At 69.8% G+C, this 22,730-nt stretch carries 24 protein-coding genes; 22 read left to right on the forward strand and 2 right to left on the reverse strand.

Annotation, left to right across the window (positions count from 1 at the left end):
* Window positions 1-12 precede the first annotated feature (12 nt).
* From ABC271_RS06505 to ABC271_RS06525, 5 genes are read left to right on the forward strand one after another with little or no spacing between them, the layout of a single operon-like run.
* Window positions 13-1,107: a histidinol-phosphate transaminase gene (locus ABC271_RS06505; RefSeq protein ID WP_412924084.1), complete on the forward strand. Its 1,095-nt coding sequence runs from the start codon at window positions 13-15 to the stop codon at window positions 1,105-1,107.
* Complete coding sequence (gene hisB, locus ABC271_RS06510) at window positions 1,104-1,718, forward strand: imidazoleglycerol-phosphate dehydratase HisB (protein ID WP_412924085.1); 615 nt, start codon at window positions 1,104-1,106, stop codon at window positions 1,716-1,718. Before ABC271_RS06505 ends, hisB begins: the two co-directional genes overlap by 4 nt.
* Window positions 1,715-2,362, forward strand: coding sequence for an imidazole glycerol phosphate synthase subunit HisH (hisH, locus tag ABC271_RS06515; RefSeq protein WP_412924086.1), 648 nt, complete (start codon window positions 1,715-1,717; stop codon window positions 2,360-2,362). The genes hisB and hisH overlap by 4 nt, the downstream gene beginning before the upstream one ends.
* 45 nt (window positions 2,363-2,407) lie before the next feature.
* Window positions 2,408-3,154, forward strand: a complete 747-nt coding sequence (gene priA, locus ABC271_RS06520) for a bifunctional 1-(5-phosphoribosyl)-5-((5-phosphoribosylamino)methylideneamino)imidazole-4-carboxamide isomerase/phosphoribosylanthranilate isomerase PriA (RefSeq protein ID WP_138174392.1) — start codon at window positions 2,408-2,410, stop codon at window positions 3,152-3,154.
* A complete protein-coding gene (locus tag ABC271_RS06525) occupies window positions 3,138-3,917 on the forward strand; it encodes an SseB family protein (RefSeq protein ID WP_412924087.1) in 780 nt (259 codons plus the stop codon). The genes priA and ABC271_RS06525 overlap by 17 nt, the downstream gene beginning before the upstream one ends.
* Before the next feature lie 12 nt (window positions 3,918-3,929).
* Here ABC271_RS06525 and ABC271_RS06530 read toward each other — a convergent pair whose 3' ends face one another.
* Window positions 3,930-4,580 (reverse strand): TetR/AcrR family transcriptional regulator, encoded by a 651-nt coding sequence (locus tag ABC271_RS06530; RefSeq protein WP_412924088.1) that lies wholly within the window; start codon window positions 4,578-4,580, stop codon window positions 3,930-3,932.
* Between the two features lie 51 nt (window positions 4,581-4,631).
* Here ABC271_RS06530 and ABC271_RS06535 point away from each other — a divergent pair, with 51 nt between their 5' ends.
* Window positions 4,632-5,906 carry a glycosyltransferase gene (locus ABC271_RS06535; RefSeq protein ID WP_412924089.1) on the forward strand — a complete coding sequence of 425 codons (1,275 nt, stop codon included), beginning with the start codon at window positions 4,632-4,634 and terminating at the stop codon, window positions 5,904-5,906.
* 45 nt (window positions 5,907-5,951) lie between these two features.
* On the opposite strand, the gene ABC271_RS06540 is transcribed toward ABC271_RS06535, so the two are convergent.
* The gene (locus tag ABC271_RS06540; RefSeq protein WP_412924090.1) at window positions 5,952-6,356 is read right to left on the reverse strand and encodes a DUF1844 domain-containing protein; all 405 of its coding nucleotides are present in this window, start codon (window positions 6,354-6,356) and stop codon (window positions 5,952-5,954) included.
* A gap of 205 nt (window positions 6,357-6,561) precedes the next feature.
* Here ABC271_RS06540 and infC point away from each other — a divergent pair, with 205 nt between their 5' ends.
* The 16 genes from infC (at window position 6,562) to ABC271_RS06620 (ending at window position 22,721) form a co-directional block, all read left to right on the forward strand.
* Complete coding sequence (gene infC, locus ABC271_RS06545) at window positions 6,562-7,227, forward strand: translation initiation factor IF-3 (RefSeq protein ID WP_412926113.1); 666 nt, start codon at window positions 6,562-6,564, stop codon at window positions 7,225-7,227.
* A gap of 47 nt (window positions 7,228-7,274) precedes the next feature.
* Entirely contained in the window at window positions 7,275-7,469 is a 195-nt protein-coding gene (gene rpmI / locus ABC271_RS06550; protein WP_005048908.1) for a 50S ribosomal protein L35, read from the forward strand.
* A 29-nt stretch (window positions 7,470-7,498) separates the two neighbouring features.
* Window positions 7,499-7,882, forward strand: coding sequence for a 50S ribosomal protein L20 (rplT, locus tag ABC271_RS06555; protein WP_063257942.1), 384 nt, complete (start codon window positions 7,499-7,501; stop codon window positions 7,880-7,882).
* Between the two features lie 98 nt (window positions 7,883-7,980).
* Complete coding sequence (locus ABC271_RS06560) at window positions 7,981-8,778, forward strand: TrmH family RNA methyltransferase (protein ID WP_412924091.1); 798 nt, start codon at window positions 7,981-7,983, stop codon at window positions 8,776-8,778.
* Between the two features lie 74 nt (window positions 8,779-8,852).
* Window positions 8,853-9,614, forward strand: coding sequence for an amino acid ABC transporter ATP-binding protein (locus ABC271_RS06565; RefSeq protein WP_412924092.1), 762 nt, complete (start codon window positions 8,853-8,855; stop codon window positions 9,612-9,614).
* A gap of 104 nt (window positions 9,615-9,718) precedes the next feature.
* Complete coding sequence (locus ABC271_RS06570) at window positions 9,719-10,639, forward strand: glutamate ABC transporter substrate-binding protein (protein ID WP_412924093.1); 921 nt, start codon at window positions 9,719-9,721, stop codon at window positions 10,637-10,639.
* A 77-nt stretch (window positions 10,640-10,716) separates the two neighbouring features.
* On the forward strand, window positions 10,717-11,367 hold the full coding sequence (locus ABC271_RS06575) for an amino acid ABC transporter permease (protein WP_412924094.1): 651 nt from the start codon (window positions 10,717-10,719) through the stop codon (window positions 11,365-11,367).
* On the forward strand, window positions 11,364-12,281 hold the full coding sequence (locus ABC271_RS06580; protein WP_412924095.1) for an amino acid ABC transporter permease: 918 nt from the start codon (window positions 11,364-11,366) through the stop codon (window positions 12,279-12,281). The genes ABC271_RS06575 and ABC271_RS06580 overlap by 4 nt, the downstream gene beginning before the upstream one ends.
* Window positions 12,282-12,344: 63 nt before the next feature.
* The gene (gene pheS, locus ABC271_RS06585; RefSeq protein ID WP_412924096.1) at window positions 12,345-13,385 is read left to right on the forward strand and encodes a phenylalanine--tRNA ligase subunit alpha; all 1,041 of its coding nucleotides are present in this window, start codon (window positions 12,345-12,347) and stop codon (window positions 13,383-13,385) included.
* On the forward strand, window positions 13,385-15,907 hold the full coding sequence (pheT, locus tag ABC271_RS06590; RefSeq protein ID WP_412924097.1) for a phenylalanine--tRNA ligase subunit beta: 2,523 nt from the start codon (window positions 13,385-13,387) through the stop codon (window positions 15,905-15,907). Before pheS ends, pheT begins: the two co-directional genes overlap by 1 nt.
* Before the next feature lie 402 nt (window positions 15,908-16,309).
* A complete protein-coding gene (gene argC / locus ABC271_RS06595; protein ID WP_412924098.1) occupies window positions 16,310-17,359 on the forward strand; it encodes an N-acetyl-gamma-glutamyl-phosphate reductase in 1,050 nt (349 codons plus the stop codon).
* Window positions 17,356-18,513, forward strand: coding sequence for a bifunctional glutamate N-acetyltransferase/amino-acid acetyltransferase ArgJ (argJ, locus tag ABC271_RS06600; RefSeq protein ID WP_412924099.1), 1,158 nt, complete (start codon window positions 17,356-17,358; stop codon window positions 18,511-18,513). Before argC ends, argJ begins: the two co-directional genes overlap by 4 nt.
* A complete protein-coding gene (gene argB, locus ABC271_RS06605; protein WP_412924100.1) occupies window positions 18,510-19,412 on the forward strand; it encodes an acetylglutamate kinase in 903 nt (300 codons plus the stop codon). Before argJ ends, argB begins: the two co-directional genes overlap by 4 nt.
* The gene (locus tag ABC271_RS06610) at window positions 19,409-20,683 is read left to right on the forward strand and encodes an acetylornithine transaminase (RefSeq protein ID WP_412924101.1); all 1,275 of its coding nucleotides are present in this window, start codon (window positions 19,409-19,411) and stop codon (window positions 20,681-20,683) included. Before argB ends, ABC271_RS06610 begins: the two co-directional genes overlap by 4 nt.
* A complete protein-coding gene (argF, locus tag ABC271_RS06615; protein WP_412924103.1) occupies window positions 20,680-21,603 on the forward strand; it encodes an ornithine carbamoyltransferase in 924 nt (307 codons plus the stop codon). Before ABC271_RS06610 ends, argF begins: the two co-directional genes overlap by 4 nt.
* Window positions 21,582-22,721 carry a heparan-alpha-glucosaminide N-acetyltransferase domain-containing protein gene (locus ABC271_RS06620; RefSeq protein ID WP_412924104.1) on the forward strand — a complete coding sequence of 380 codons (1,140 nt, stop codon included), beginning with the start codon at window positions 21,582-21,584 and terminating at the stop codon, window positions 22,719-22,721. The genes argF and ABC271_RS06620 overlap by 22 nt, the downstream gene beginning before the upstream one ends.
* Window positions 22,722-22,730 lie beyond the last annotated feature (9 nt).

Consider the following 22,730-nt stretch of genomic DNA (forward strand, 5'->3'; position numbering starts at 1 on the left):
GACCCGCCTACGATGGGTGAGGTGACCGTTCGCCTCGACGACCTCCCTCTTCGTGACGACCTGCGGGGTCTGACTCCCTATGGAGCACCACAGGCTGCGCTCCCCGTCGCCCTCAACGTCAACGAGAACACGCATCCGGTGCCGTCCGAGGTGGCGGATGACATCCTGGATGCCATCGCCCGTGCGTTGCGCGACGTGAACCGCTACCCCGATCGTGAGTTCACCGCCCTCCGTGAGGCTTTCGCCGACTACCTCGGGCACGGGCTGACACGCGAGCAGATCTGGGCTGCCAACGGCTCGAACGAAGTGCTTCAGCACGTCCTGCAGGCGTTCGGCGGCCCGGGTCGCCGAGCGATGGGCTTCGCGCCGACGTACTCGATGTACCCGATCCTCACCCGCGCCACCGGTGCGGAATGGGTCGCGGGGGAACGTGAGCACGACTTCACGTTGAGCCCGGCGTTCGCCGCTGAGCAGGTGGTCCGCGAGAACCCCGACATCGTGTTCCTCTGCGCGCCCAACAACCCCACCGGTACGCCGCTGGGTCTCGACGTCATCGAGGCCGTCTACGCGGTGACCGACGGGATCGTCATCGTCGACGAGGCCTATCAGGAGTTCGCGCCGCACGACGAGCCGTCGGCCGTGACGCTTCTGCCCGGCCGTCCGCGACTCGTGGTCTCGCGGACCATGAGCAAGGCGTTCGCGTTCGCGGGCGCTCGCGTGGGGTATCTGGCCGCCGATCCTGCCCTGATCGACGCCCTCCGCCTCGTGCGTCTGCCGTACCACTTGAGCGCTCTCACGCAGGCCGCCGCGACGGCGGCCCTGGCCCACGCCGACACGATGCTGTCGATGGTCGACGAGATCGTTGCACAGCGCGACCGCATCTCGGCGACCGTCGCGGCCCTGGGCTACGTCGCGCACGAGTCCTGGACCAACTTCGTGCTCTTCGGAGGAGTCGACGACCCCGCCGCGATGTGGAAGGCGCTGTACGACCGCGGCGTCCTCATCCGCGACGTGGGGATCGCCCACCACCTCCGCGTGACCGCCGGGACGGCCGACGAGACCACCGCGTTCCTCGACGCCCTCGCCTCGGTAGGATCGCGAGCATGACCGGCCCCGCCTCGCCCCGCACCGCCACGATCGTCCGCGAGACGAGCGAGTCGCGGGTCGAGCTCTCTCTCGACCTCGACGGAACCGGCTCGAGCCAGATCTCCACGAGTGTGCCGTTCTTCGATCACATGCTCACCGCTTTCGCGAAGCACTCGCTCACCGATCTGCGTGTGACGGCGACGGGCGACACCCACATCGACGCGCACCACACGGTCGAGGACACCTCGATCGTGCTCGGTCAGGCCATCCGGCAGGCGCTGGGCGACAAGTCCGGTATCGCCCGGTACGGCGACGCACTGGTCCCGCTCGACGAGGCACTCGCGCAGGCGGTGGTCGACATCAGCGGCCGTCCGTATCTGGTGCACACGGGCGAGCCCGCGGGGTTCGAGCACCACCTCATCGGCGGCCACTTCACCGGGTCGCTCGTGCGCCACTCGTTCGAAGCGATTTCGATCCACGCGGCGCTCACCGTGCACGTGCGCGTCCTGGGCGGGCGCGACCCGCACCACATCGCCGAGGCGGAGTACAAGGCCCTCGCCCGCGCGTTCCGCCAGGCGAAGACACTCGACCCGCTCGTCGACGGCATCCCGAGTACGAAGGGCGCCCTGTGAGCAAGCCTGTCGTCGCCGTCCTCGACTACGGCTCGGGCAACGTCCACTCCGCCGTCAAGGCACTCATCGAGGCGGGTGCGGACGCGCGGCTGACCTCGGATCGCGCGCTGCTGCTCGACGCGGACGGCCTGCTCGTTCCGGGCGTGGGTGCCTTCAGCGCCGTCATGGGGGCGCTCAACGCCAGCCGGGGTGGAGAGATCATCGATCGCCGCCTCGCCGGAGGGCGCCCCGTGCTCGGTATCTGCGTGGGCATGCAGGTCATGTTCGGCCGCGGCATCGAGCGGGGCACCGACACGGAGGGTCTGGGGGAGTGGCCCGGAACCGTCTCCGAGCTCGCGGCGCCGGTCCTTCCGCACATGGGCTGGAACACGATCTCTGCAGGCGAGGGCTCGCGCCTGTTCGACGGCCTCGCCGACGAGCGGTTCTACTTCGTGCACTCCTACGCCGCGCAGGAATGGTCGCTCGAGGTGACCCCGCCGTTCCCCGAACCGGTGCTCACGTGGTGCACGTATGGCGCTCCCTTCCTCGCGGCGGTCGAGAACGGCCCGCTCGCCGCGACGCAGTTCCACCCCGAGAAGTCGGGGGAGGCCGGCATCCGGCTCCTCGCGAATTGGATCGACGGGCTGCGCGCGACTACTGTGTGACCTCGTGCCCGGGCTGGCGAGAGGCGCCTGCCGGCACGAGGAGCCATGAACGATTTCGCGTCCACGCCCGAGCTTGTCCTGCTGCCCGCGGTCGATGTCGCCGACGGTAAGGCCGTCCGACTGACCCAGGGAGAGGCCGGCACCGAGACCAGCTACGGCGACCCCGTGGATGCCGCGCTGGACTTCGCGCGACAGGGGGCGGCGTGGATCCATCTCGTCGACCTCGACGCTGCCTTCGGCCGTGGCAACAACACCGCGGTGATGCGCAAGGTCATCAAGCAGGTCAAGGGCGTGCAGGTCGAGCTGTCCGGCGGCATCCGTGACGATCGCTCGCTCGAGGCCGCTCTGGAGAGCGGCGCGAGCCGCATCAACCTCGGCACCGCGGCGCTCGAGAACCCCGAGTGGGCCGCCGACGTCATCAACCGCTACGGCGAAGCGATCGCCGTCGGGCTGGACGTGCGCGGCACGACCCTCGCCGCCCGCGGGTGGACCCGCGACGGCGGCGACCTGTGGACCGTGTTGGAGCGTCTGGAAGACGCCGGCTGCAGCCGCTACGTGGTCACCGACGTGACGAAGGACGGCACGCTTCGCGGTCCGAACCTCGAACTGCTGCGCGAACTGACCCAGCGCACGCCCAAGCCGATCGTCGCGTCCGGCGGCGTGTCGAGCCTGGATGACATCGTCGCGCTGCGCGAGCTGGTGCCGCTGGGCGTGGAAGGGGCGATCGTGGGCAAGGCCCTCTACGCGGGCCAGTTCACCCTCGCCGAGGCGCTGGATGTCGCCGGGCACTGACGATCATCGCGCCGATTCGGCGGGCGTCCCCTGGGAGGGGCGTCGGTTCGAGTCGAACCCGCACTCCGGCGACGACGGGTCCGCGGATCCCGCACTCCTCGTCGCGCTGCAGGCGTTCGCGGCGGGGGAGGGCGATGCCGGTGCCGTCGTCGAGGCGTACCGCAGCGCGCGCCTGCTGATCCCGCTCGTGGCCGAGAAGGGCGACCACGGTGTCGGTCCGCACGGCCTCGAGGTCGACAAGACGCAGGAACTGTCGATCGTGACGGTGGCCGCGCCCGACGGTCGCAAGGTGTTGCCCGTGTTCAGTTCCGTCGATGCGATGCAGCGGTGGGATGCCAAAGCGCGCCCGGTCCCCGCGGACGGTCGGCGCACCGCCCTCGCGGCGGCGTCGGAGGACACCGAACTCATCGTGATCGACCCGGCGTCCGAGACCGAATTCGTGCTGCGACGCCCGGCCGTGTGGGCGATCGCCCAGGGGGAGCCGTGGGAGCCCGCGCACGTGTCCCCGGCCGTCTTCACGGGTCTGCAGGAGAGCATCGCCGGCGAGCTGGCAGTCCTGGATCTCGCGGTAGAGCCCGGGGATCCGACGGGCCGTCTGCGCGGTGCCGAACTCGTCGTCCATCTACGCCTCATGGCTGGCCTTGCCCAGGACGAATTGGATGCCGTCCTCGCCCGGCTGGCGCGACGCTGGGCAGCCGACGACCGGATAGCGGTCCTGGTCGATTCCCTGACGGTGAAGCTCCACCGTCCCACCGACATCTGACCCGCGCGGGTCTCACGCCTTCGCGGCGTTCCGAGGGTCGCGCGCCAAAACCCGCTGTAGCGCCGTGTCGAGCCAGCGACGGTAGCGAGCGTCCGTCCACCCGGACTTCGTCACGAAGAACGCATAGGTCTCGGGGCCCACGAGATGGTTCAGTTCATCCGTGGCCTGCTCCCGTTCCTCGGGCTCGAGCATCCCGCGTTCACTCAACCACCGGGCGGCCAAGCCGAGGTCCGCGCGCCGACGCGCGTCGAGGTCGGCGATGGATGCCGCGGCGAGTTCGTCCGTCTCCGCGGCCACGGCCATCGCCCGGACGAGGCCGGCGGTGGCCCGGTTGGCATGTGCGACGTAGTCGAGCCATCCGCGCATGGCGTCCCGGGCGTCCGGCCGCGACATGATCTCGGCCATCGCGGGACGTTCCGACAGGCTGTGCGGACCCTCGTCGCCCGCGAAGGTCCGCTCGAAGGCGGCGACCAGCAGCGTCGCCTTGGAACCGGCGAGGTGGACCGACTGGACCGAGACCCCCGCCTCCGCCGCGATGTCCTTCATCGTGGTCCTCGTGTAGCCGCGCCGGGAGAACAGGTCAGCGGCGGCGTCGAGTATGGCCGTTCGTGTGCGCTGGGCGTCCGCCTGCCGGGCTGGCGACGAATAGGGTCGCGGGGACATGGCATCCTCCCACTATCGTTAGAGTCTCAATCTAACGAAATGGAGCCGCCCATGGTGACCGTTCTCCTGGCGTCCAACCCCATTCACGGGCACGTGGGCCCGATGCTGCAGGTTGCGGGGCACCTGGTGCGCCACGGGCACGCGGTGACGATGCTCACCGGCACCCGTTTCCGCGATCGAGTCGAGAGCGCCGGCGCCGACTTCCGTCCGCTCGGCGGAGCGGCCGACTACGACGACCGCCGCCCCGACCTCTACCTTCCCGATCGAGCGAAGTACTCCGGGGTGCGACAGGCGCAATACGACATCCGCACGATCTTCGTCGACACCATCCCGGACCAGTACGCGGCCGTGGATGCCGCGATCGACGCGATCCAGCCGGACGCGGTCCTGGTGGACGGGGCCTTCGGGGGTATCTTGCCGGTCTTGGACCGCGCCGGCATCCGTCCTCCGGTGCTCGCCCTCGGTGTCACCCCCCTCTCGCAGTCGTCGCGCGCGCTGGGTCCTTACGGCATGGCACTCCCCCCGGCGCGCGGAGCGGGCGACCGCGCCCGGTACGCAGCGCTCGGTCTCGTCGCGCGCCGCGTCGTCTTCCGCGCGACCCAGCGTGCCGCAGAGCGCGCGCTCGCCGCCTGCGGCACGCGTCCGCACGGATTCGTCATGGACCTGTCGCGGCGCTTCGATCGGTTCCTCCAGACGGGGCCCGCCAGCCTGGACTACCCGCGCCCCGACCTCGACGCGAACACGCACTTCGTCGGCGTGCTGCCGCAGGCGAGTTCCGGCGCGCCCTTGCCGACGTGGTGGGGAGACCTCGATGGGGCGACGCCGATCATCCATGTCACCCAGGGCACGATCGACAACCACGACTTCGGGCGCCTCGTCCGGCCGACGCTGGCCGGGCTGGCAGACCGCCCCGTCACCGTCGTCGTCAGCGCGGGTGGGCGCGCCGTCGAAGATCTCGGCCCGCTTCCGCCCAATGCCCGAGCGGCGAGCTATCTCCCTTACGACGCTCTGCTCCCGCGGACGGACGTCTTCGTCACCAACGGCGGGTTCGGGGGAGTGCAGGCGGCTGTCGCGGCCGGGGTTCCGGTGGTCGTGGCGGGCGACACCGAGGATAAGCCCGAGGTTGCTGCGCGCATCGCGTGGACCGGCGCCGGCGTCGATCTGCGGACCGGCAGCCCGAGGTCGGAGGTCGTCGCCCACGCCGTGGACACCGTTCTCGCCGACCGGTCATACCGTTCGGCGGCCGGAAGGATCGCCTCGGATGCCGCGCGCCACGACGCGCTGGCGGAGATCACCCGCCACCTCCTCGACGCCCGCGTACCCTGACGTCTCGCCTCGCGGCCGGACCCCGTTGCGTCGGGACCGATCGATCTAGTTGACGGGACCCGTCCACTTCTCGCCCGGTCCCTTGCCGATCGGATCGGGGATCAGGGATGCCTCGCGGAAGGCGAGCTGCAGGGAGCGGAGGCCGTCGCGCAGCGAGCGCGCGTGCATGTCGCTGATCTCGGGCGCCCCCGCGGTGATGAGTCCGGCGAGGGCGTTGATGAGCTTGCGGGCCTCGTCGAGGTCGAGCTGCTGCTGCGGGTCGTCGGCGAGGCCGACCTTCACCGCGGCAGCACTCATGAGGTGCACGGCGGTCGTGGTGATGACCTCGACGGCGGGCACGTCGGCGATGTCGCGGGAGGCGGAGGCGGAGACGCGCTCCTGCTCCTCCCACCGTGCGAGACGCTCGGCATCCGAGGCGGCGCGGCTGTCGTCGGGGGGAATCGTGTCCACGTGGTTCTCTCTGCTAGACTGTGGCGGGCTTCGGAGCGTTCTGCTCCGTACGAAAGAGGATCACATCCCACCCGCGCTTGCCGCTCCAGGCTACCGGGTTCCCGCACTCCGCTCCGTCCCGCACGGGGTCGCTCGGGTGCAGAAGCCGGTGCTCACCGCACCGAGCCGGGTGGCGTGTACTCCTCTTCGCCCGTGGTCCACCAGGATCGCGGCGGCCGTCATCCGCAGACAAGAGGAGTTCCGCATCAGCGATCCCCGCACCAACGAGCGCATCCGAGTCCCGGAAGTCCGCCTCGTCGGACCCAACGGCGAGCAGGTCGGCATCGTCCGCATCGAAGCTGCGCTACGTCTGGCCCAGGAAGCGGACCTCGACCTGGTCGAGGTCGCGCCGAACTCGAGGCCGCCCGTGGTCAAGATCATGGACTACGGCAAGTTCAAGTACGAGGCTGCACAGAAGGCCAAGGAAGCGCGTCGCAACCAGGCGAACACGGTCCTCAAGGAGGTCCGCTTCCGTCTGAAGATCGAGGCGCACGATTACATCACCAAGCTCAAGCGCGCCGAGGGCTTCCTCCAGGCGGGCGACAAGGTCAAGGCGATGATCCTGTTCCGCGGTCGTGAGCAGTCCCGTCCCGAGCAAGGTGTGCGCCTGCTCCGTAAGTTCGCCGAGGACGTCGCCGAGTTCGGCACGGTCGAGTCGAACCCCACGATCGACGGCCGCAACATGGTGATGGTGGTCGCGCCGCACAAGAACAAGTCCGAGGTCAAGACCGAGCAGAACGCACAGCGTGCGGCCAACCGTGAAGCGGCCCGTAGCGCCGCCCGCGGTGACTCGGCCTCCGCGGAACAGCCCACCTCGGCACCGGCCGAGTAAGGCCCCCCGAACTCCCGCCCGGCGGGAACCACAACGAAGGAAGAGACATGCCGAAGCAGAAGACCCACTCGGGTGCCAAGAAGCGCTTCAAGGTCACCGGCAGCGGAAAGATCAAGAAGCAGCAGGCGAACCTCCGCCACAACTTCGAGGGCAAGCCCACCAAGCGCACCCGTCGTCTGTCGGCGGACAAGATCCTCGCGCCGGGTGACGCCAAGGTCGCCAAGAAGCTGCTCGGTATCTGAGCGTCCGCGAGATTTAAGGAAGATTAGTCATGGCTAGAGTCAAGCGGGCCGTCAACGCCCACAAGAAGCGTCGCGTCATCCTCGAGCGCGCCTCCGGTTACCGGGGTCAGCGTTCGCGCCTGTACCGCAAGGCGAAGGAGCAGGTCACCCACTCGCTCGTCTACGCGTACCGCGACCGTCGCAAGCGCAAGGGCGACTTCCGTCGTCTGTGGATCCAGCGCATCAACGCCGCGAGCCGCCAGAACGGCCTCACGTACAACCGCTTCATCCAGGGCCTCGGCCTCGCGGGTGTGCAGGTCGACCGTCGCATGCTCGCCGAGCTCGCGGTGAACGAGCCCGCCGTGTTCGCGTCGCTCGTCGCCACGGCGAAGGCTGCGCTGCCCAGCGACGTCAACGCCGCCAAGACCGCGTAACACCGGTTCCACGAACGGGCGTCCTCTCCGGAGGGCGCCCGTTCGGCGTTTCTCCCTGGTTCCCGGGTCGCATGCCGGTGGCGTCATACACTGGGGGCGTGCTGGAGAACCCCCGTTCGCCGCGGGTGCGCGCCGTGGCCAAGCTGAGCAAGCGCGCCGCCCGGCAGGAAACAGGTCTGTTCCTGCTCGAGGGTCCGCAGGCCGCACGCGAGGCCTTGGCCTGGGCGCCCGAGACGGTGATCGAGCTCTACGCCACGCCGACCGCGCTCGAGAAGCACACGGACGTGCGGGATGCCGCCATCGACGCCGGCGTCGACCTGCAATACACGACCGAGGCGGTCCTGGATGCCATGGCCGACACCGTCACGCCGCAGGGCATCGTCGCGGTGGCCCGACAGTCTCCTACCGCGCTGAAGGACGTCCTGGCCGCCGATCCCCGCCTGCTCGCGATCTGCGAAGAGGTGCGCGACCCGGGGAATCTCGGCACGATCATCCGCGCCGCGGATGCGGCGGGGGCGGATGCCGTCATCCTCACGGGTCGCACCGTCGACCTGTACAACCCGAAGGTCGTGCGTTCGACGACGGGGTCACTGTTCCACCTTCCGGTCGCGGTCGATCTCGAGCTCGCCGACGTCGTGGAGCGGGTGCACGAGGCGGGCCTGCGCGTCGTGGCCGCCGATGTCGGGGGCGACGACTTCGTGGCATCCCGAGGTCTCCTCAGCCAGCCCACCGCGTGGCTCTTCGGGAACGAAGCCCGCGGTCTCGACGATGCCGCGCTCGCCCATGCCGACCAGTCGCTGCGCCTCCCCATCTACGGGCGGGCGGAGTCGCTGAACCTCGCGACCGCCGCCAGCGTCTGCCTGTACGAGACGGCTTTCGCGCAACGCGCGGGGTGATTCCGCTGTTACGGAACGGTTAAGGCGTCCGTAGCGAGCTGGTCGCATTCCGGGCAGTCTCATAGGGTGGGGGAATGGCATCCGTTCCCCCGGCGGGCCCTGAGCCCCTTGTCGTCCTCTCCGACGTGCAGAAGCACTACGGCCAATTCCAAGCGCTCAAGGACATCGATCTCACGGTCGACCGCGGCGAGGTGGTCGTCGTCATCGGCCCCTCGGGGTCGGGCAAGTCGACGCTGTGTCGCACCATCAACCGACTCGAGACCATCACGAGCGGCACGATCACGATCGACGGCGCGGCGCTGCCCGAAGAGGGGAAGGGGCTGGCGAAGCTCCGGGCGGACGTGGGCATGGTCTTCCAGTCGTTCAACCTGTTCGCCCACCTCACGATCCTCGAGAACGTCACGCTCGGGCCGATCAAGGTCCGCAAGCTGAAGAAGGCGGATGCCGAGAAGGAGGCGCGTGCGCTTCTGGAACGCGTGGGCGTCGGCCACCAGGCCGACAAGCTGCCGGCGCAGCTCTCGGGCGGCCAGCAGCAGCGAGTCGCGATCGCCCGTGCTCTCGCGATGAAGCCCAAGGTCATGCTCTTCGACGAGCCGACCTCCGCCCTCGACCCCGAGATGATCAACGAGGTCCTCGATGTGATGGTCGGGCTCGCGAAGGACGGCATGACGATGATCGTCGTCACCCACGAGATGGGCTTCGCCCGCAAAGCCGCGAACCGGGTGGTGTTCATGGCCGACGGTCAGATCGTCGAGCAAGCCGCCCCGGAGCAGTTCTTCACCCGTCCCGAATCCGATCGCGCGAAGGACTTCCTCTCGAAGCTCATCACCCATTGATCAGGCGCGGAACACCGTCGTTCCGCTGCCCGCACCGACTCCGGCCACCCGTGCCATTCCCCCGTATCCCCTCCGCACAGCACACGTAACCAAGGAGACATCACATGCGTAGAACTCGACTGCTCACGAGCGCCGGCATCGTGGCCGCCGGCCTGCTCGCCCTCACCGCCTGCAACAGCGGTACTCCCGGATCGCCCGACGCCGGTTCCGGTGACGGGGCGAGCGACGCGCCCGTCTGGGGCGAGGTCGCCACCGACGTCACCATCGACGGCAGCACGACGTTCGAGAACATCAGCTCGGCCGGCAAGGTCGTCATCGGCGTCAAGGAAGACCAGCCCGGCCTCGGGTACCTCGACCCGGTCACGGGCGAGCGCAAGGGCTTCGACGTCGACATCGCCCGCTGGATCGCGGCGTCGCTCGGCTACGACCCGGCCGATGAGTCCAAGGTGGAGTACAAGGCGATCGCCTCGGCCAACCGCGAGCAGGCGCTCATCAACGGCGACATCGATTACTACGTCGGCACGTACTCGATCACCGACAAGCGCAAGGAGCAGATCTCCTTCGCGGGTCCGTACTTCCTCACCGGTCAGGGCCTGCTCGTCGCCGCCGACAACGACACGATCACCGGTAAAGACTCGCTGACCGCCGAGACGACCGTGTGCTCGGTCACCGGATCCACCCCGATCCAGCGCATCCGCGAACAGACCCCCGCCCAGGTCGTCGAGTTCGACACGTACTCGCAGTGCGTCGAGAAGCTCAAGAACGGCGAGGTGGATGCCGTCACCACCGACGAGGCGATCCTCCTCGGCTACGCCGCGCAGGACCCCGACAACCTCAAGATCGCGGGCGAGCCCTTCAGCGAGGAGCGCTACGGCGTCGGCCTCGCCAAGGGCGACACCGCTTTCCAGGAGTTCGTGAACACGCTGTTCACTGACGGCGGGACGACCTGGCAGGCGATCTTCGAGAAGAACCTCGGCGCGTCCGGCGTCGAGGGCACGCAGCCCGCGGTCGACGCCGCCGGTTGAGCGAACGGTGCGGGCGGCGCGCGAACGCCGCCCGCACCGTTGCCCTCGCTGTTGACGAGTAGGACAGGAAGCAAGCGGTGAATCAGATCTTCGAGTACCCCGACCTGTGGGTGCAGGCCCTGTGGGGAACCGTCGTGCTCTTCGTCGGCGGTGGCCTGATCGCCATCGTGCTGGGCTTCATCGTGGCGGCGATGCGCGTCTCACCCATCCCGATCGCGCGGGCGGTGGGTGCCGTCTACGTCAACTGGATCCGTAACACCCCGCTGACGCTGGTGCTGTTCTTCTTCGCGTTCTGCGTGCCGCTCCTCGTGGACGTGCCTCGCGGAAGCTTCCTCGCTCTGGCCGTCTGCGGGATCGGGATCTACACCGCGACCTACGTGGCTGAGACGATCCGGTCGGGCATCAACACCGTGCCCGTCGGACAGGCGGAGGCGGCGCGGGCCCTCGGGCTGAGCTTCGGTCAGGTCATGACGCTGGTCGTCCTTCCGCAGGCGACGCGCGCGGTCATCCCGCCGATGGTGAGCGTCTTCATCGCCCTGCTGAAGAACACCACCGTCGCGTCCGGCTTCTCCGTGGTGAACCTCGGGAACATCCGGGCCAACATGAGCGAGAACGGTGAGAATCAGCTCGTGACGATCGTTCTCGTCATGGTGATCTTCGTCCTTCTCGTATTCGTGCTCTCGGCCCTGCAGCGTGCCGCCGAGAAGAAGTGGAAGGTCGCCCGATGAGCTCCTCCGTTCTGTACGACCTCCCCGGGCCCCGGGCCCGGATGCGAAACCGCCTGCTCGGCATCGTGACCCTCGTCGTGGTCGCGGCGCTCATCGGCTTCGTCGTGTGGCGCTTCGCCGACACCGGCCAGTTCTCGGCGACGAAGTGGAACGTCTTCACCTACACCGCGATCTGGGCACGCTTCGGCGAGGCCACTCTGGCGACCCTGGCCGCGTTCGCCGCGGCCGCGGTCGGCGCGTTGGTCCTCGGGTTCGTGCTGGCGATCGGTCGCATGTCCGACCACGCCTGGGTGCGTGTGCCCGTCGGCTGGATCGTCGAGCTCCTGCGCGCGGTCCCGGTGCTCGTCTTCATGCTGCTGCTCTATTACGGCATGCCGGTCATCGGCATCCGGCTCTCGCCGTACTGGGCGGTCGTGATCGCGCTCATCGCTTACAACGGCTCCGTGCTGTCCGAGGTGATCCGTGCCGGTGTCGAGTCCCTGCCCCGCGGTCAGAGCGAAGCCGGATACGCCATCGGTCTGCGCAAAGCGGGCGTGATGCGCCTCATCCTGCTGCCGCAGGCGATCCGGGCGATGCTGCCGGTGATCATCGCGCAGCTCGTCGTGACCCTGAAGGACACCGCCCTCGGCTTCATCATCACCTACCCCGAGTTGCTGTACTTCGCCCGCCAGCTCGGGTCCAACGGCGAGTACGGCTCGCCGCTCATCCCCGCCGCCATGGTGGCCAGCGTCATCTATGTCGCGATGTGCCTCGCGCTGTCGTATGCCGCCCACCGCGTGGAGCTGGGTCTGCGCCGATCGCCGAAGGCCGGTCGGGTGGCCGGGGCCGAGGCTCCGGGGCAGACCGGCACCGACACCGAACTGATCGTCGCTCAGCGCGGCTCCGGCAAGAACGACCCCGGTTCGACCGCCTGACGCATGGCCGGACTCGACCGTCGGGCGGGGGAGTGTCCCCGCCCGTCGGTAGACTCGGTTCTCGTGTCTGACGCACCCGAGATCACCCCCGAGGCCGTCGCCTCCGCCGTCGACGCCGCACTTGCGGCCGTCACCGCCGCCGCGACCACATCCGACCTGAAGGCCGCGCGGTCCGCGCACGCCGGCGAGCAGTCGCCGCTCTCGCGACTCAACGCCCAGCTGCGCAACGTCGCCCCCGAGAACAAGGCCGAGTTCGGCAAGCTCGTCGGTCAGGCCCGCGGCCGAGTGAACCAGGCGTTCACCGCCCGCGAGGGCGAGCTCGCCGAGGCCGAGACCGCCGCGCGACTGGAGGCGGAGCGCGTTGATGTCACCGCCCTCCCGCAGCGCGCACGCGTCGGTGCCCGGCATCCCATCTCGCTCCTGCAGGAGCAGGTGTCCGACATCTTCGTCGGCATGGGGTGGGAGATCGCCGAGGGGCCCGAGCTCGAGCACGAGTGGTTCAACTTCGACGCTCTCAACTTCGACGTCGACCACCCGGCGCGGCAGATGCAGGACACGTTCTTCGTCGACCCGGTCGCCCGCCACCTCGTGATGCGCACGCACACGAGCCCCGTGCAGGTGCGCTCGATGCTCGAGCGCGACCTCCCGATCTACGTCCTGTGCCCCGGCCGGGTGTACCGCACCGACGAGTTCGACGCGACCCACCTGCCCGTCTTCACGCAGTTCGAAGGCCTCGTCGTCGACAAGGGCATCACGATGGCCCACCTCAAGGGCACGCTCGACCACGCCGCGCGCGTACTGTTCGGCCCCGAGGCCAAGACGCGGTTCCGCGCCAACTTCTTCCCGTTCACCGAGCCGAGCGCCGAGCTCGACCTGTGGCATCCCACCTTCAAGGGCGGGGCGCGCTGGATCGAGTGGGGTGGCTGCGGGATGGTGAACCCCAACGTCCTGCGTGCCGCGGGCATCGACCCCGAGGAGTACTCGGGCTTCGCTTTCGGCATGGGCATTGAGCGCACGCTCATGTTCCGCAGCGACGTGCAAGACATGCGCGACATGGCCGAGGGCGATGTCCGCTTCAGCGAGCAGTTCGGAATGGTGGTCTGATGCGCGTCCCGCTCTCCTGGTTGCGCGAGTACGTCGACGTGCCCGCGGATGCCACGCCGGATGACGTCCTGGCATCCCTGGTGTCCGTCGGCTTCGAGGAAGAAGCCGTGCACCGCTTCGAGCTCGGCGGTCCCATCGTGGTCGGTCAAGTGAAGGAGTTCACGCCCGAGCCGCAGTCCAACGGAAAGACGATCCGGTGGTGCCAGGTCGACGTCGGCGAGGAGCACGGCGGCGTCCGCGGCATCGTGTGCGGCGCGGGCAACTTCTTCGAGGGCGACAAGGTCGTGGTGACGCTCCCGGGTGCCGTGCTGCCCGGGCCTTTCCCCATCGCCGCACGGAAGACGTACGGCCACGTGTCCGACGGCATGATCGCGTCGGCCCGCGAGCTGGGCCTCGGCGACGAGCACAACGGCATCCTTCGTCTGATCGACCTTGGGATCGATGCGCCGGTGGGCACCGACGCGATCGCCCTGCTCGGTCTCGACGATGTCGCCGTCGAGATCAACGTCACCCCTGACCGCGGCTACGCCCTCTCGTTGCGCGGTGTCGCACGCGAGTACTCGCACGCGACGGGCGCGACGTTCCGTGATCCCGCCGAGCGGGCATGGGGCGACCTCGACCCGGGTGCCGGTTTCCCGATCACGGTCGATGACCGGGCGCCCATTCGCGGCCGTGTCGGGGCGACGGAGTTCGTCGCACGTGTCGTCCGCGGGGTCGATCCGACCAAGCCGACGCCGGCGTGGATGATCGCGCGACTGACTCTCGCCGGCATCCGTTCCCTCGGCATCCTCATCGACATCACGAACTACGTGATGCTCGAGCTGGGCGAGCCCATCCACGGTTACGACCTCGACCGGCTGCAGGGCGGCATCACCGTGCGGCGCGCGCTGCCGGGAGAGAAGCTCGAGACGCTCGACGGCAAGGTTCGCGCGCTGGATGCCGAAGACCTGCTGATCACCGACGAGTCCGGGCCGATCGGTCTGGCCGGTGTGATGGGCGGCGGCACGACCGAGATGACGGACGCCACCCGCAACGTCCTCATCGAGGCGGCGATCTTCGACACCGTCTCGATCGCCCGCACGGCCCGCCGCCACAAGCTCCCTTCCGAGGCCTCGCGTCGATTCGAGCGCGGCGTCGACCCGAACATCCCGTTCGTCGCGGCTCGTCGCGTCGCCGACCTCATGGTCGAATACGCCGGCGGCACCCTCGACACGAGCGTCGGGGGAGCGCTCTTCGCCGAGGTCCATATCGAGGGAATCCCCCTCCCCGGCGGGTTCGTCCCGGGCCTCATCGGCGTGGATTACACCGACGAAGAGACCGAGGGCGCGTTGCGGCTCATCGGCTGCACCGTCGAACGCCGCGAGAACGGCTGGATCGTCGTGCCGCCGTCGTGGCGCCCCGACCTCACCGACAAGTGGACGCTCGCGGAGGAGGTGGCCCGCATCGAGGGGTACCACCGCATTCCCTCGGTGCTCCCGACTCCTCCGTCCGGCCGGGGACTCACGTCGGCGCAGCAGGGCCGTCGTCGCGTCGCCAACGCCCTGGCGGCGGCGGGCCTGGTCGAAACGCCTTCCTTCCCCTTCACGACCGCGGAGCAGAACGATCTGCACGGTTCGCCCTCGGGGGAGTCGCTCCCGAGCGTGAAGCTCGCCAACCCGCTCGACGGTCTGGCCCCTTTCCTGCGTCGGTCGCTCGTCCCGGGCCTGCTGCAGGTCGCGCACCGGAACTCGTCGCGCGGAATAGTCGACCTCGCGCTGTTCGAAACCGGCACGGTGTTCCTTCCGAAGCCGGGCGTTCAGTACGGCACCGCGTCCGTGCCGCCTCTCGCGGTGCGCCCGGACGCGGCGACGCTGACGGCGCTGGATGCCTCGATCCCGCCGCAGCGTCGCCATGTCGCGGTGCTGCTCACGGGGCATCTCGTGGCCAAGCAGCCCGGACAGCAGGCGGTCGCCGCCGATCTCGCCGACGTCGTGGACGCGGTGAGGGTGTTGGCGGGCGCGGCCGGTGTCGACATCGAGCTCATTCAGGCGCAGCGTGCGGCGTTGCACCCGGGGCGGACGGCGCGCGTCCTCGTCGCGGGCGTGGACGTGGGCTACGTCGGTGAGCTCCTCCCCGCGGTGGCCGCGGCGGGGGATCTTCCCGGTCGCGTGCTCGTGGCCGAGCTCGACCTCGACACTCTGCTCGAGCGAGCGCAGGCGCGGGTGGTCGCGGCATCCCTGTCCGGGTTCCCGGCGGCAACGCAGGACGTTTCCGTGGTCGTACCGGTGGACGTGGCGGCGGGCGACGTGCGCTCGGCGCTGCTGGAGGGTGGCGCGCCGCTCATCGAGGGCGTCCGCCTCGTCGACGACTACCGCGGCACGGGGATCGCGCCGGGGACGAAGAGTCTCACCTACGCGTTGCGTTTCCGCGCGGACGACCGCACGCTGACGGCCGCTGAGGCGACGGATGCCAAACTGGCCGGCGTTGCGCTCGCGGCTGAGCGGTTCGGCGCGGTGATCCGCGACGGTGACACGGGCGCCTGATCGAGATCGGGCCGGCGCCGGGAAACGTGCCTGCCCTCATCGCCGACGAGGGGGCAGTCGGAAGTGGTCGGCGATGAGGGCAGGTGCCTTGAGCATACCCCTACTTTGTCCCCCAAATGGGGGACAAGCTGAAAGAAGTCTCTGTGCCGCGTTTCGTTCTCCGGTGGGCGCGGTCGCGGGAGGCGGATTTGCTCCCGTCCTGCCGGGCCGGATACTCTCGCGGAATGTCGTCGATCGTCCGTGGCAGCGAGGAGCTCTCCGTGAGCACCGTTGTCGTGCGTCGACGTCGGGTCGCACGCCGAGTTTCGGCGACCTCGTAACCCGCCGTCAGTCGGGCATACGGGCGTCGCCGCCCCGGTTCACGCTCATCGCAGCCACAGCCCCGACTCCTAAGGTGGATCCATGACCCTCTCGGTCGCCGTCTCCGGCGCCTCCGGCTATGCGGGAGGCGAGATCCTTCGCCTGCTCGCCGACCATCCCGACGTCGAGATCCGCACCGTCACCGCGCACGCGAACGCGGGGCAGCCGCTGATCTCCCACCAGCCCCACCTGCGGTCGCTCGCGCACCTCGAGTTGCAGGCGACGACGCCGGACGTGCTCGCCGGACACGACGTGGTGTTCCTCGCGCTGCCCCACGGGCAATCCGCCGCCTACACCGAGGCGCTGGGCGACACCCCGCTCGTCATCGACGCCGGCGCGGACCACCGGCTCACCTCGTCCGAAGATTGGGCCGCGTTCTACGGCGGGGAGCACGCCGAGCCCTGGGCCTACGGCGTGCCCGAGCTGCCGGTCAACGGCGGGAAGCAGCGCGACCTGCTCCGGGGCGTCACGCGCATCGCCGCCCCCGGCTGCAACGCCTCGACCGTCTCGTTGTCGCTGGCACCGGGTGTCGCCGCTGGCGTCATCGACCCGGGTGACATCGTGTCCGTGCTCGCCGTCGGCCCCAGCGGGGCGGGCAAGTCTCCCAAGACGAATCTCCTCGCGAGCGAGATCCTCGGCAGCGCCAACCCCTACGCGGTCGGTGGCACCCACCGGCACATCCCCGAGATCCGCCAGGCCCTGGCCGCGGCGGGTGCGCCCGCCGATGGCATCCGGATCTCCTTCACGCCCGTCCTCGTGCCGATGGCGCGCGGGATCCTGGCCACCTCGTCCGCACCGATTCGCGACGGGGCGACGGATGCCGAGATCCGCCACGCGTGGGAGAGCGCCTACGCCGACGAACCTTTCGTCGAGCTGCTTCCCGAGGGTTCGTTCCCCCGGACGGCCGACGTGCTGGGGGCCAACGTCGCCTCGCTCGGGCTCGCGATCGACCGCGCGGCGAACCGCGTGGTGGTGGTTGCCGCCGTCGACAATCTGATGAAGGGCACCGCGGGAGCCGCCGTGCAGTCCATGAACATCGCGCTGGGTCTTCCCGAGACCACGGCGCTCCCCACGAACGGAGTCGCCCCGTGAGCGTGACCGTCCCCGCAGGATTCGAGGCGGCCGGGGTCGCCGTCGGCCTGAAGTCGACGGGTGCGCGCGACGTCGCGCTCGTCGTCAACCGCGGGCCGCTGAAGGTCGGAGCGGCCGTCTTCACGTCCAACCGTGCCAAGGCCAACCCCATCCTGTGGTCCGAACAGGTCATCCGCGACGGCGTGGTCGAGGCGGTGGTGCTCAACTCCGGCGGAGCGAACTGCTTCACCGGATCCTTCGGGTTCCAGACCACGCATCAGACCGCCGAGCGGGCGGCCGAGCTCCTCGGCGTCGGCGCGGGCGACATCGTCGTGTGCTCGACGGGTCTGATCGGCACGGGAGACGAGGTCTTCCGCGCGAAGGTCCTCGACGGCGTCGAGAAGGGCATCGCGGCTCTCTCGCCCGACGGCGGCGACGAGGCATCCCTGGCGATCATGACGACCGACTCCCGCCCGAAGCGGGCAGAGCACCGCGGGTCCGGCTGGAGCATCGGCGGCATGGCGAAGGGCGCCGGTATGCTCGCGCCCGGGCTCGCGACGATGCTCGTCGTGCTCACCACCGACGCGGTCCTCGACGCGTCCGAGGCCGACGCGGCCCTGCGTGTCGCGACCCGCGTGAGCTTCGACCGCCTCGACTCCGACGGCTGCATGTCGACCAACGACCAGGTGACGCTGATGGCCAGTGGCGCCAGTGGCATCCGGGTGGATGCCGACGAGTTCGCCGCCGCGCTCACCGCGGTGTGCGACGATCTCGCGGCACAGCTGCAGGGCGACGCCGAAGGAGCCAGTCACGACATCACGATCCGGGTCGTGGGTGCCGCGTCCGAGGACGACGCCGTCGAGGTGGGGCGGTCGATCGCCCGCAACAACCTCTTCAAGGCCGCCATCTTCGGCAACGACCCCAACTGGGGTCGCGTGCTCGCCGCCATCGGGACCACCCGGGCCGCCTTCGATCCCTACGACGTCGACGTGTGGATGAACGGGGTGCGGGTGTGCACCGCCGGCGGTCCCGACCGTCCGCGCGAGGAGGTCGACCTGACGCCGCGAGCGACCGACCTCGTCGTCGATCTCCGGGTCGGCGACGCCGCGGCGACGATCCGCACCAACGACCTCACGCACGACTACGTCCACGAGAACAGCGCCTACTCCTCATGAGCGACATCGACATCCAGGACACCGATCCGGCCGAAGCCAGCGAGCGGGCGGTGACTCTCGTCGAGTCGCTGCCGTGGGTGCGCAAGTACCGCGACCAGATCGTGGTCGTGAAGTACGGCGGCAACGCGATGGTGAGCGACGAACTGCAGGACGCGTTCGCCGCCGACATCGCCTACCTTCGGTACGTCGGCGTGAAGCCCGTCGTCGTGCACGGTGGCGGTCCTCAGATCTCTTCGATGCTCGAGCGGCTCGACATCCCGAGCGAGTTCCGCGGGGGCTACCGGGTCACCTCGACGGAGGCGATCGGGGTGGTGCGAATGGTGCTCACCGGGCAGATCAACCCGCAGCTCGTCGCCAAGGTCAACGCGCACGGTCCGCTGGCGACGGGTCTGAGCGGTGAAGATGCCGGACTCTTCGGCGGACGTCGCCGCGGCGTGGTCGTCGACGGTGTCGAGCACGACCTCGGCCGGGTCGGTGACGTCGTGACCGTCGATCCGCAGCCGGTGCTGGATCACCTCGCCGCCGGACGCGTGCCGATCGTGTCGAGCATCGCGCCCGACCTCGACCACCCGGGTGCCTCGCTCAACGTCAACGCGGATGCCGCGGCGGCCGCGCTCGCCGTGGCGCTGAAGGCCGCGAAGCTCGTCGTGCTCACCGACGTCCCGGGCCTGTACGCCGATTGGCCCAACCGCGACTCGCTCGTGTCGCACCTGACCTCGACCGAGTTGCGCGCGATGGTGCCGAAGCTCGAGTCGGGGATGATCCCCAAGATGCAGGCGTGCCTCGACGCCGTCGACGGGGGAGTGCCCACGGCCGCGATCATCGACGGTCGCGTGCCCCACTCGGTGCTCGTCGAACTCTTCACCAGCAAAGGAATCGGAACGGAGGTGGTCGCGTGAACGCGGACACGACACAGGAATCCCCCGGCTCACGCGGCCCGTCCTGGCAGGAGGATGCCGGGCGCGACCTCGTCCGCAGCTTCGGCGACCGGATGGCGCTGTTCGTGCGCGGCGAGGGGGCGTACGTCTGGGATGGCGACGGCAAGAAGTACCTCGACTTCCTCGCGGGGATCGCCGTCCTCTCGCTCGGCCACGCCCACCCGACGTTCGTCGAGGCCGTGTCGACGCAGGCCGCGACCCTCGTCCACATCTCCAACTACTTCGCCACGCCCCCGCAGCTGGCTCTCGCCGCTCGCCTCAAGCGGCTCGCCGGCACGGGGGAGTCCGGTCGCGTGTACTTCGCCAACTCGGGTGCCGAGGCGAACGAGGCGGCGTTCAAGCTCGCGCGTCTGCACGGCCGCGGCACCGACCGCACGCGCATCCTGACGCTCAAGGGTGGCTTCCACGGTCGCACGATGGGGGCGCTCGCGCTCACCGGGAAGCCCGCGCTGCAGGCGGACTTCCTCCCGATGGTGCCCGGGGTCGAGCACATCGACGCCACCATCGAGGCGCTCGAGGCGGCCGTCGATGAGAACGTCGCGGCGTTCATCGTCGAGCCGATCCAGGGCGAGGCCGGTGTGGTCGAGCTGCCCGAGGGATACCTCGAGGCCGCGCGCGAGATCACCGCGCGCCACGGCGCGCTGCTCATCGTGGACGAGATCCAGACCGGCGCCGGGCGCACCGGCGCATGGTTCGCCTTCCAGCACGCGGGCATCGTCCCGGATGCCATCACGGTGGCCAAGGGCATCGGCGGTGGGTTCCCCATCGGCGCGCTCGTGACCTTCGGCGCGGCGAGCGAGCTGTTCTTCCCCGGCACCCACGGTTCCACCTTCGGCGGCAACGCCCTGGGGACGGCCGTCGCCGGTGCCGTCCTGCAGGAGATCGAGTCCGCGGGACTCGTCGACAACGCGGCGCGCCGCGAGGCCGAGCTGCGCGACGGGATCGCCGCTCTGGGATCGCCGCTCGTCGCCGGCGTGCGCGGGCGCGGGCTTCTGCTGGGCGTCGCGCTCTCCCACCCCGTCGCGAAGGCCGTCGTGGCCGCGGCGCAGGAGCACGGGCTCATCGTCAACGCCGCGAACGACGAGACGATCCGTCTCGCGCCGCCGCTCATCATCGGGGATGCCGAGATCGCCGAGTTCCTTGCACTCTTCGGCGCGGCGCTGTCCACCGTGACTGATGCCCTCATGATCGACGAGTCCGCCGCCCCGGCGACCGAAGGAGTACCCGCGTGACCCGCCATCTGCTGCGCGATGACGATCTGACCCCGGCCGAGCAGGCCGAGATCCTCGACCTCGCGATCGAGCTGAAGAAGGACCGCTGGGCCGTGAAGCCGCTGGCGGGGCCGCAGACGGTCGCGGTGATCTTCGACAAGTCCTCGACGCGGACGCGTGTGTCCTTCGCGGTGGGCATCGCCGACCTCGGCGGCTCGCCGCTGATCATCTCCACGGCGAACAGCCAGCTCGGCGGCAAGGAGACGCCCTCCGACACCGCCCGTGTCCTGGAGCGCCAGGTCGCGGCGATCGTGTGGCGCACGTACGCGCAGGCCGGGCTCGAGGAGATGGCGCGCGGAACGCGCGTCCCCGTCGTGAATGCCCTGAGCGATGACTTCCACCCCTGCCAGCTGCTCGCCGACCTGCTCACGATTCGCGAGCACAAGGGGGAGCTGAAGGGCCTGACGCTGTCGTTCTTCGGCGACGGGCGGAGCAACATGGCCCATTCGTACGTGCTGGCCGGAGTCACCGCCGGAATGCACGTGCGGGTGGCGTCACCCGCCGACTATGCGCCCCGGGCGGATGTCATCGCGGATGCCGAGCGCATCGCGGCCGCGACCGGCGGATCCATCTCGCTGACCACCGACCCCGAGGCCGCGGCCTCCGGCGCCGACGTCGTCGTCACCGACACGTGGGTCTCCATGGGCAAGGAAGAGGAGAAGATCGCCCGCATCCGCGATCTCGGCGGCTTCAAGGTGACGACCGATCTCATGGCGCGTGCCGACGAAGCGGCGATCTTCATCCACTGCCTCCCCGCCGACCGTGGCTACGAGGTCGACGCCGAAGTCATCGACGGACCGCAGAGCGTGGTGTGGGACGAGGCCGAGAACCGGCTGCACGCCCAGAAGGCGCTGCTGGTGTGGCTGCTGCGCCAGGACTGACCTCCCGCGCGGGCCGGGCGTGGAACCGTTTCGACGGGCCCGCCCGGCTCGTCGGGATCGATCTGGCCCGTGGGCTGGCGGTGCTCGGCATGCTGGCCGCGCACCTGCTGACCATCGATCCGTGGGTCGCCGACGATCCGGCGACGTGGCTCGATGTCGTGAACGGGCGCTCCTCGATCCTCTTCGCCACGCTGGCCGGCGTCTCCATCGCGCTCGTGACCGGAGGCCCTCGGCCGTTGGCGGGACCAGCCCGCGCCCGTGCGGCGGCGCGACTGGCCCTGCGCGGAGCATTGCTGTGGGCGATCGGCATCCTGCTGGTGATGACCGGCGTGCCCGTCTACGTGATCCTGCCGGCGTACGCCCTGCTGTTCGCCCTGTCGCTGCCGTTCCTGGGGCTGCGTCCGGGCCGGCTCTTCCTCGCCGCGGGAATCGTCGCGGTGACCATGCCGTGGGTCTTCCCGTTCTTGGATGCCGCTCCGATCTGGGGCGGTCCCGGGGGAGACGAGCTCCAGGCCTTCGTGGGATGGGCGTACCCGTTCCCGGTGTGGATCGCGTTCCTCCTCGCGGGGATGGGGGTGGGCCGACTCGACCTGCGGCGACTCCGTGTCCAGGCGTCGATCACCGTCATCGGCGCGGCGGTCGCGACCGTCGGCTATGCCGTCGCGGTCGTCACGGGCCCGGCGGTCGCGGCCGCGAACCCGTACCTCGCGGCGGTCTGGAGCGCGGAAGCGCATTCGTCGGGCCTGTGGGAGGTCGTCGGCTCCGGCGGGTTCGCCATCGCGGTGATCGGGCTGTGTCTCCTGATCTGCCGGACGCCGCTGCGATGGGTCGCGATCCCGCTGCGGGCGGTGGGATCCCTGCCGCTGACCGCGTACGTCCTGCAGATCGTGGTGTGGGCCGTGTTCGCGGCGGCCGTGCTCGGCGACACCTCCGATTTGTACGGAGTGCGCGATGCGGGACTCTTCCTGCCGCTGACCCTCGGGCTCGTCGTCGGCTGCACCGCATGGGCGCTCCTGATCGGCCGCGGGCCGCTCGAGGCGATCATCGACGGCATCGTCCGCCGCGTGGCGGGGCCGCCTTCCCGCCCCGATGCCACACCCCCGGCGTCCGCCGCCTGAGCCGGCCGG

The organism is Microbacterium canaveralium (assembly GCF_047238045.1).
In the GTDB taxonomy this organism is placed as follows: Bacteria; Actinomycetota; Actinomycetes; order Actinomycetales; family Microbacteriaceae; genus Microbacterium.

What these genes read in the sequence shown, in the direction of transcription:
- ABC271_RS06505 (WP_412924084.1), top strand. Translation starts at nt 13, where the DNA reads ATGGGTGAGGTGACCGTTCGCCTCGACGACCTCCCTCTTCGTGACGAC.
- hisB (WP_412924085.1), top strand. Translation starts at nt 1,104, where the DNA reads ATGACCGGCCCCGCCTCGCCCCGCACCGCCACGATCGTCCGCGAGACG.
- priA (WP_138174392.1), top strand. Translation starts at nt 2,408, where the DNA reads ATGAACGATTTCGCGTCCACGCCCGAGCTTGTCCTGCTGCCCGCGGTC.
- ABC271_RS06525 (WP_412924087.1), top strand. Translation starts at nt 3,138, where the DNA reads ATGTCGCCGGGCACTGACGATCATCGCGCCGATTCGGCGGGCGTCCCC.
- ABC271_RS06530 (WP_412924088.1), bottom strand. Translation starts at nt 4,580, where the DNA reads ATGTCCCCGCGACCCTATTCGTCGCCAGCCCGGCAGGCGGACGCCCAG.
- ABC271_RS06535 (WP_412924089.1), top strand. Translation starts at nt 4,632, where the DNA reads ATGGTGACCGTTCTCCTGGCGTCCAACCCCATTCACGGGCACGTGGGC.
- rpmI (WP_005048908.1), top strand. Translation starts at nt 7,275, where the DNA reads ATGCCGAAGCAGAAGACCCACTCGGGTGCCAAGAAGCGCTTCAAGGTC.
- rplT (WP_063257942.1), top strand. Translation starts at nt 7,499, where the DNA reads ATGGCTAGAGTCAAGCGGGCCGTCAACGCCCACAAGAAGCGTCGCGTC.
- ABC271_RS06565 (WP_412924092.1), top strand. Translation starts at nt 8,853, where the DNA reads ATGGCATCCGTTCCCCCGGCGGGCCCTGAGCCCCTTGTCGTCCTCTCC.
- ABC271_RS06570 (WP_412924093.1), top strand. Translation starts at nt 9,719, where the DNA reads ATGCGTAGAACTCGACTGCTCACGAGCGCCGGCATCGTGGCCGCCGGC.
- ABC271_RS06580 (WP_412924095.1), top strand. Translation starts at nt 11,364, where the DNA reads ATGAGCTCCTCCGTTCTGTACGACCTCCCCGGGCCCCGGGCCCGGATG.
- pheT (WP_412924097.1), top strand. Translation starts at nt 13,385, where the DNA reads ATGCGCGTCCCGCTCTCCTGGTTGCGCGAGTACGTCGACGTGCCCGCG.
- argC (WP_412924098.1), top strand. Translation starts at nt 16,310, where the DNA reads ATGACCCTCTCGGTCGCCGTCTCCGGCGCCTCCGGCTATGCGGGAGGC.
- argB (WP_412924100.1), top strand. Translation starts at nt 18,510, where the DNA reads ATGAGCGACATCGACATCCAGGACACCGATCCGGCCGAAGCCAGCGAG.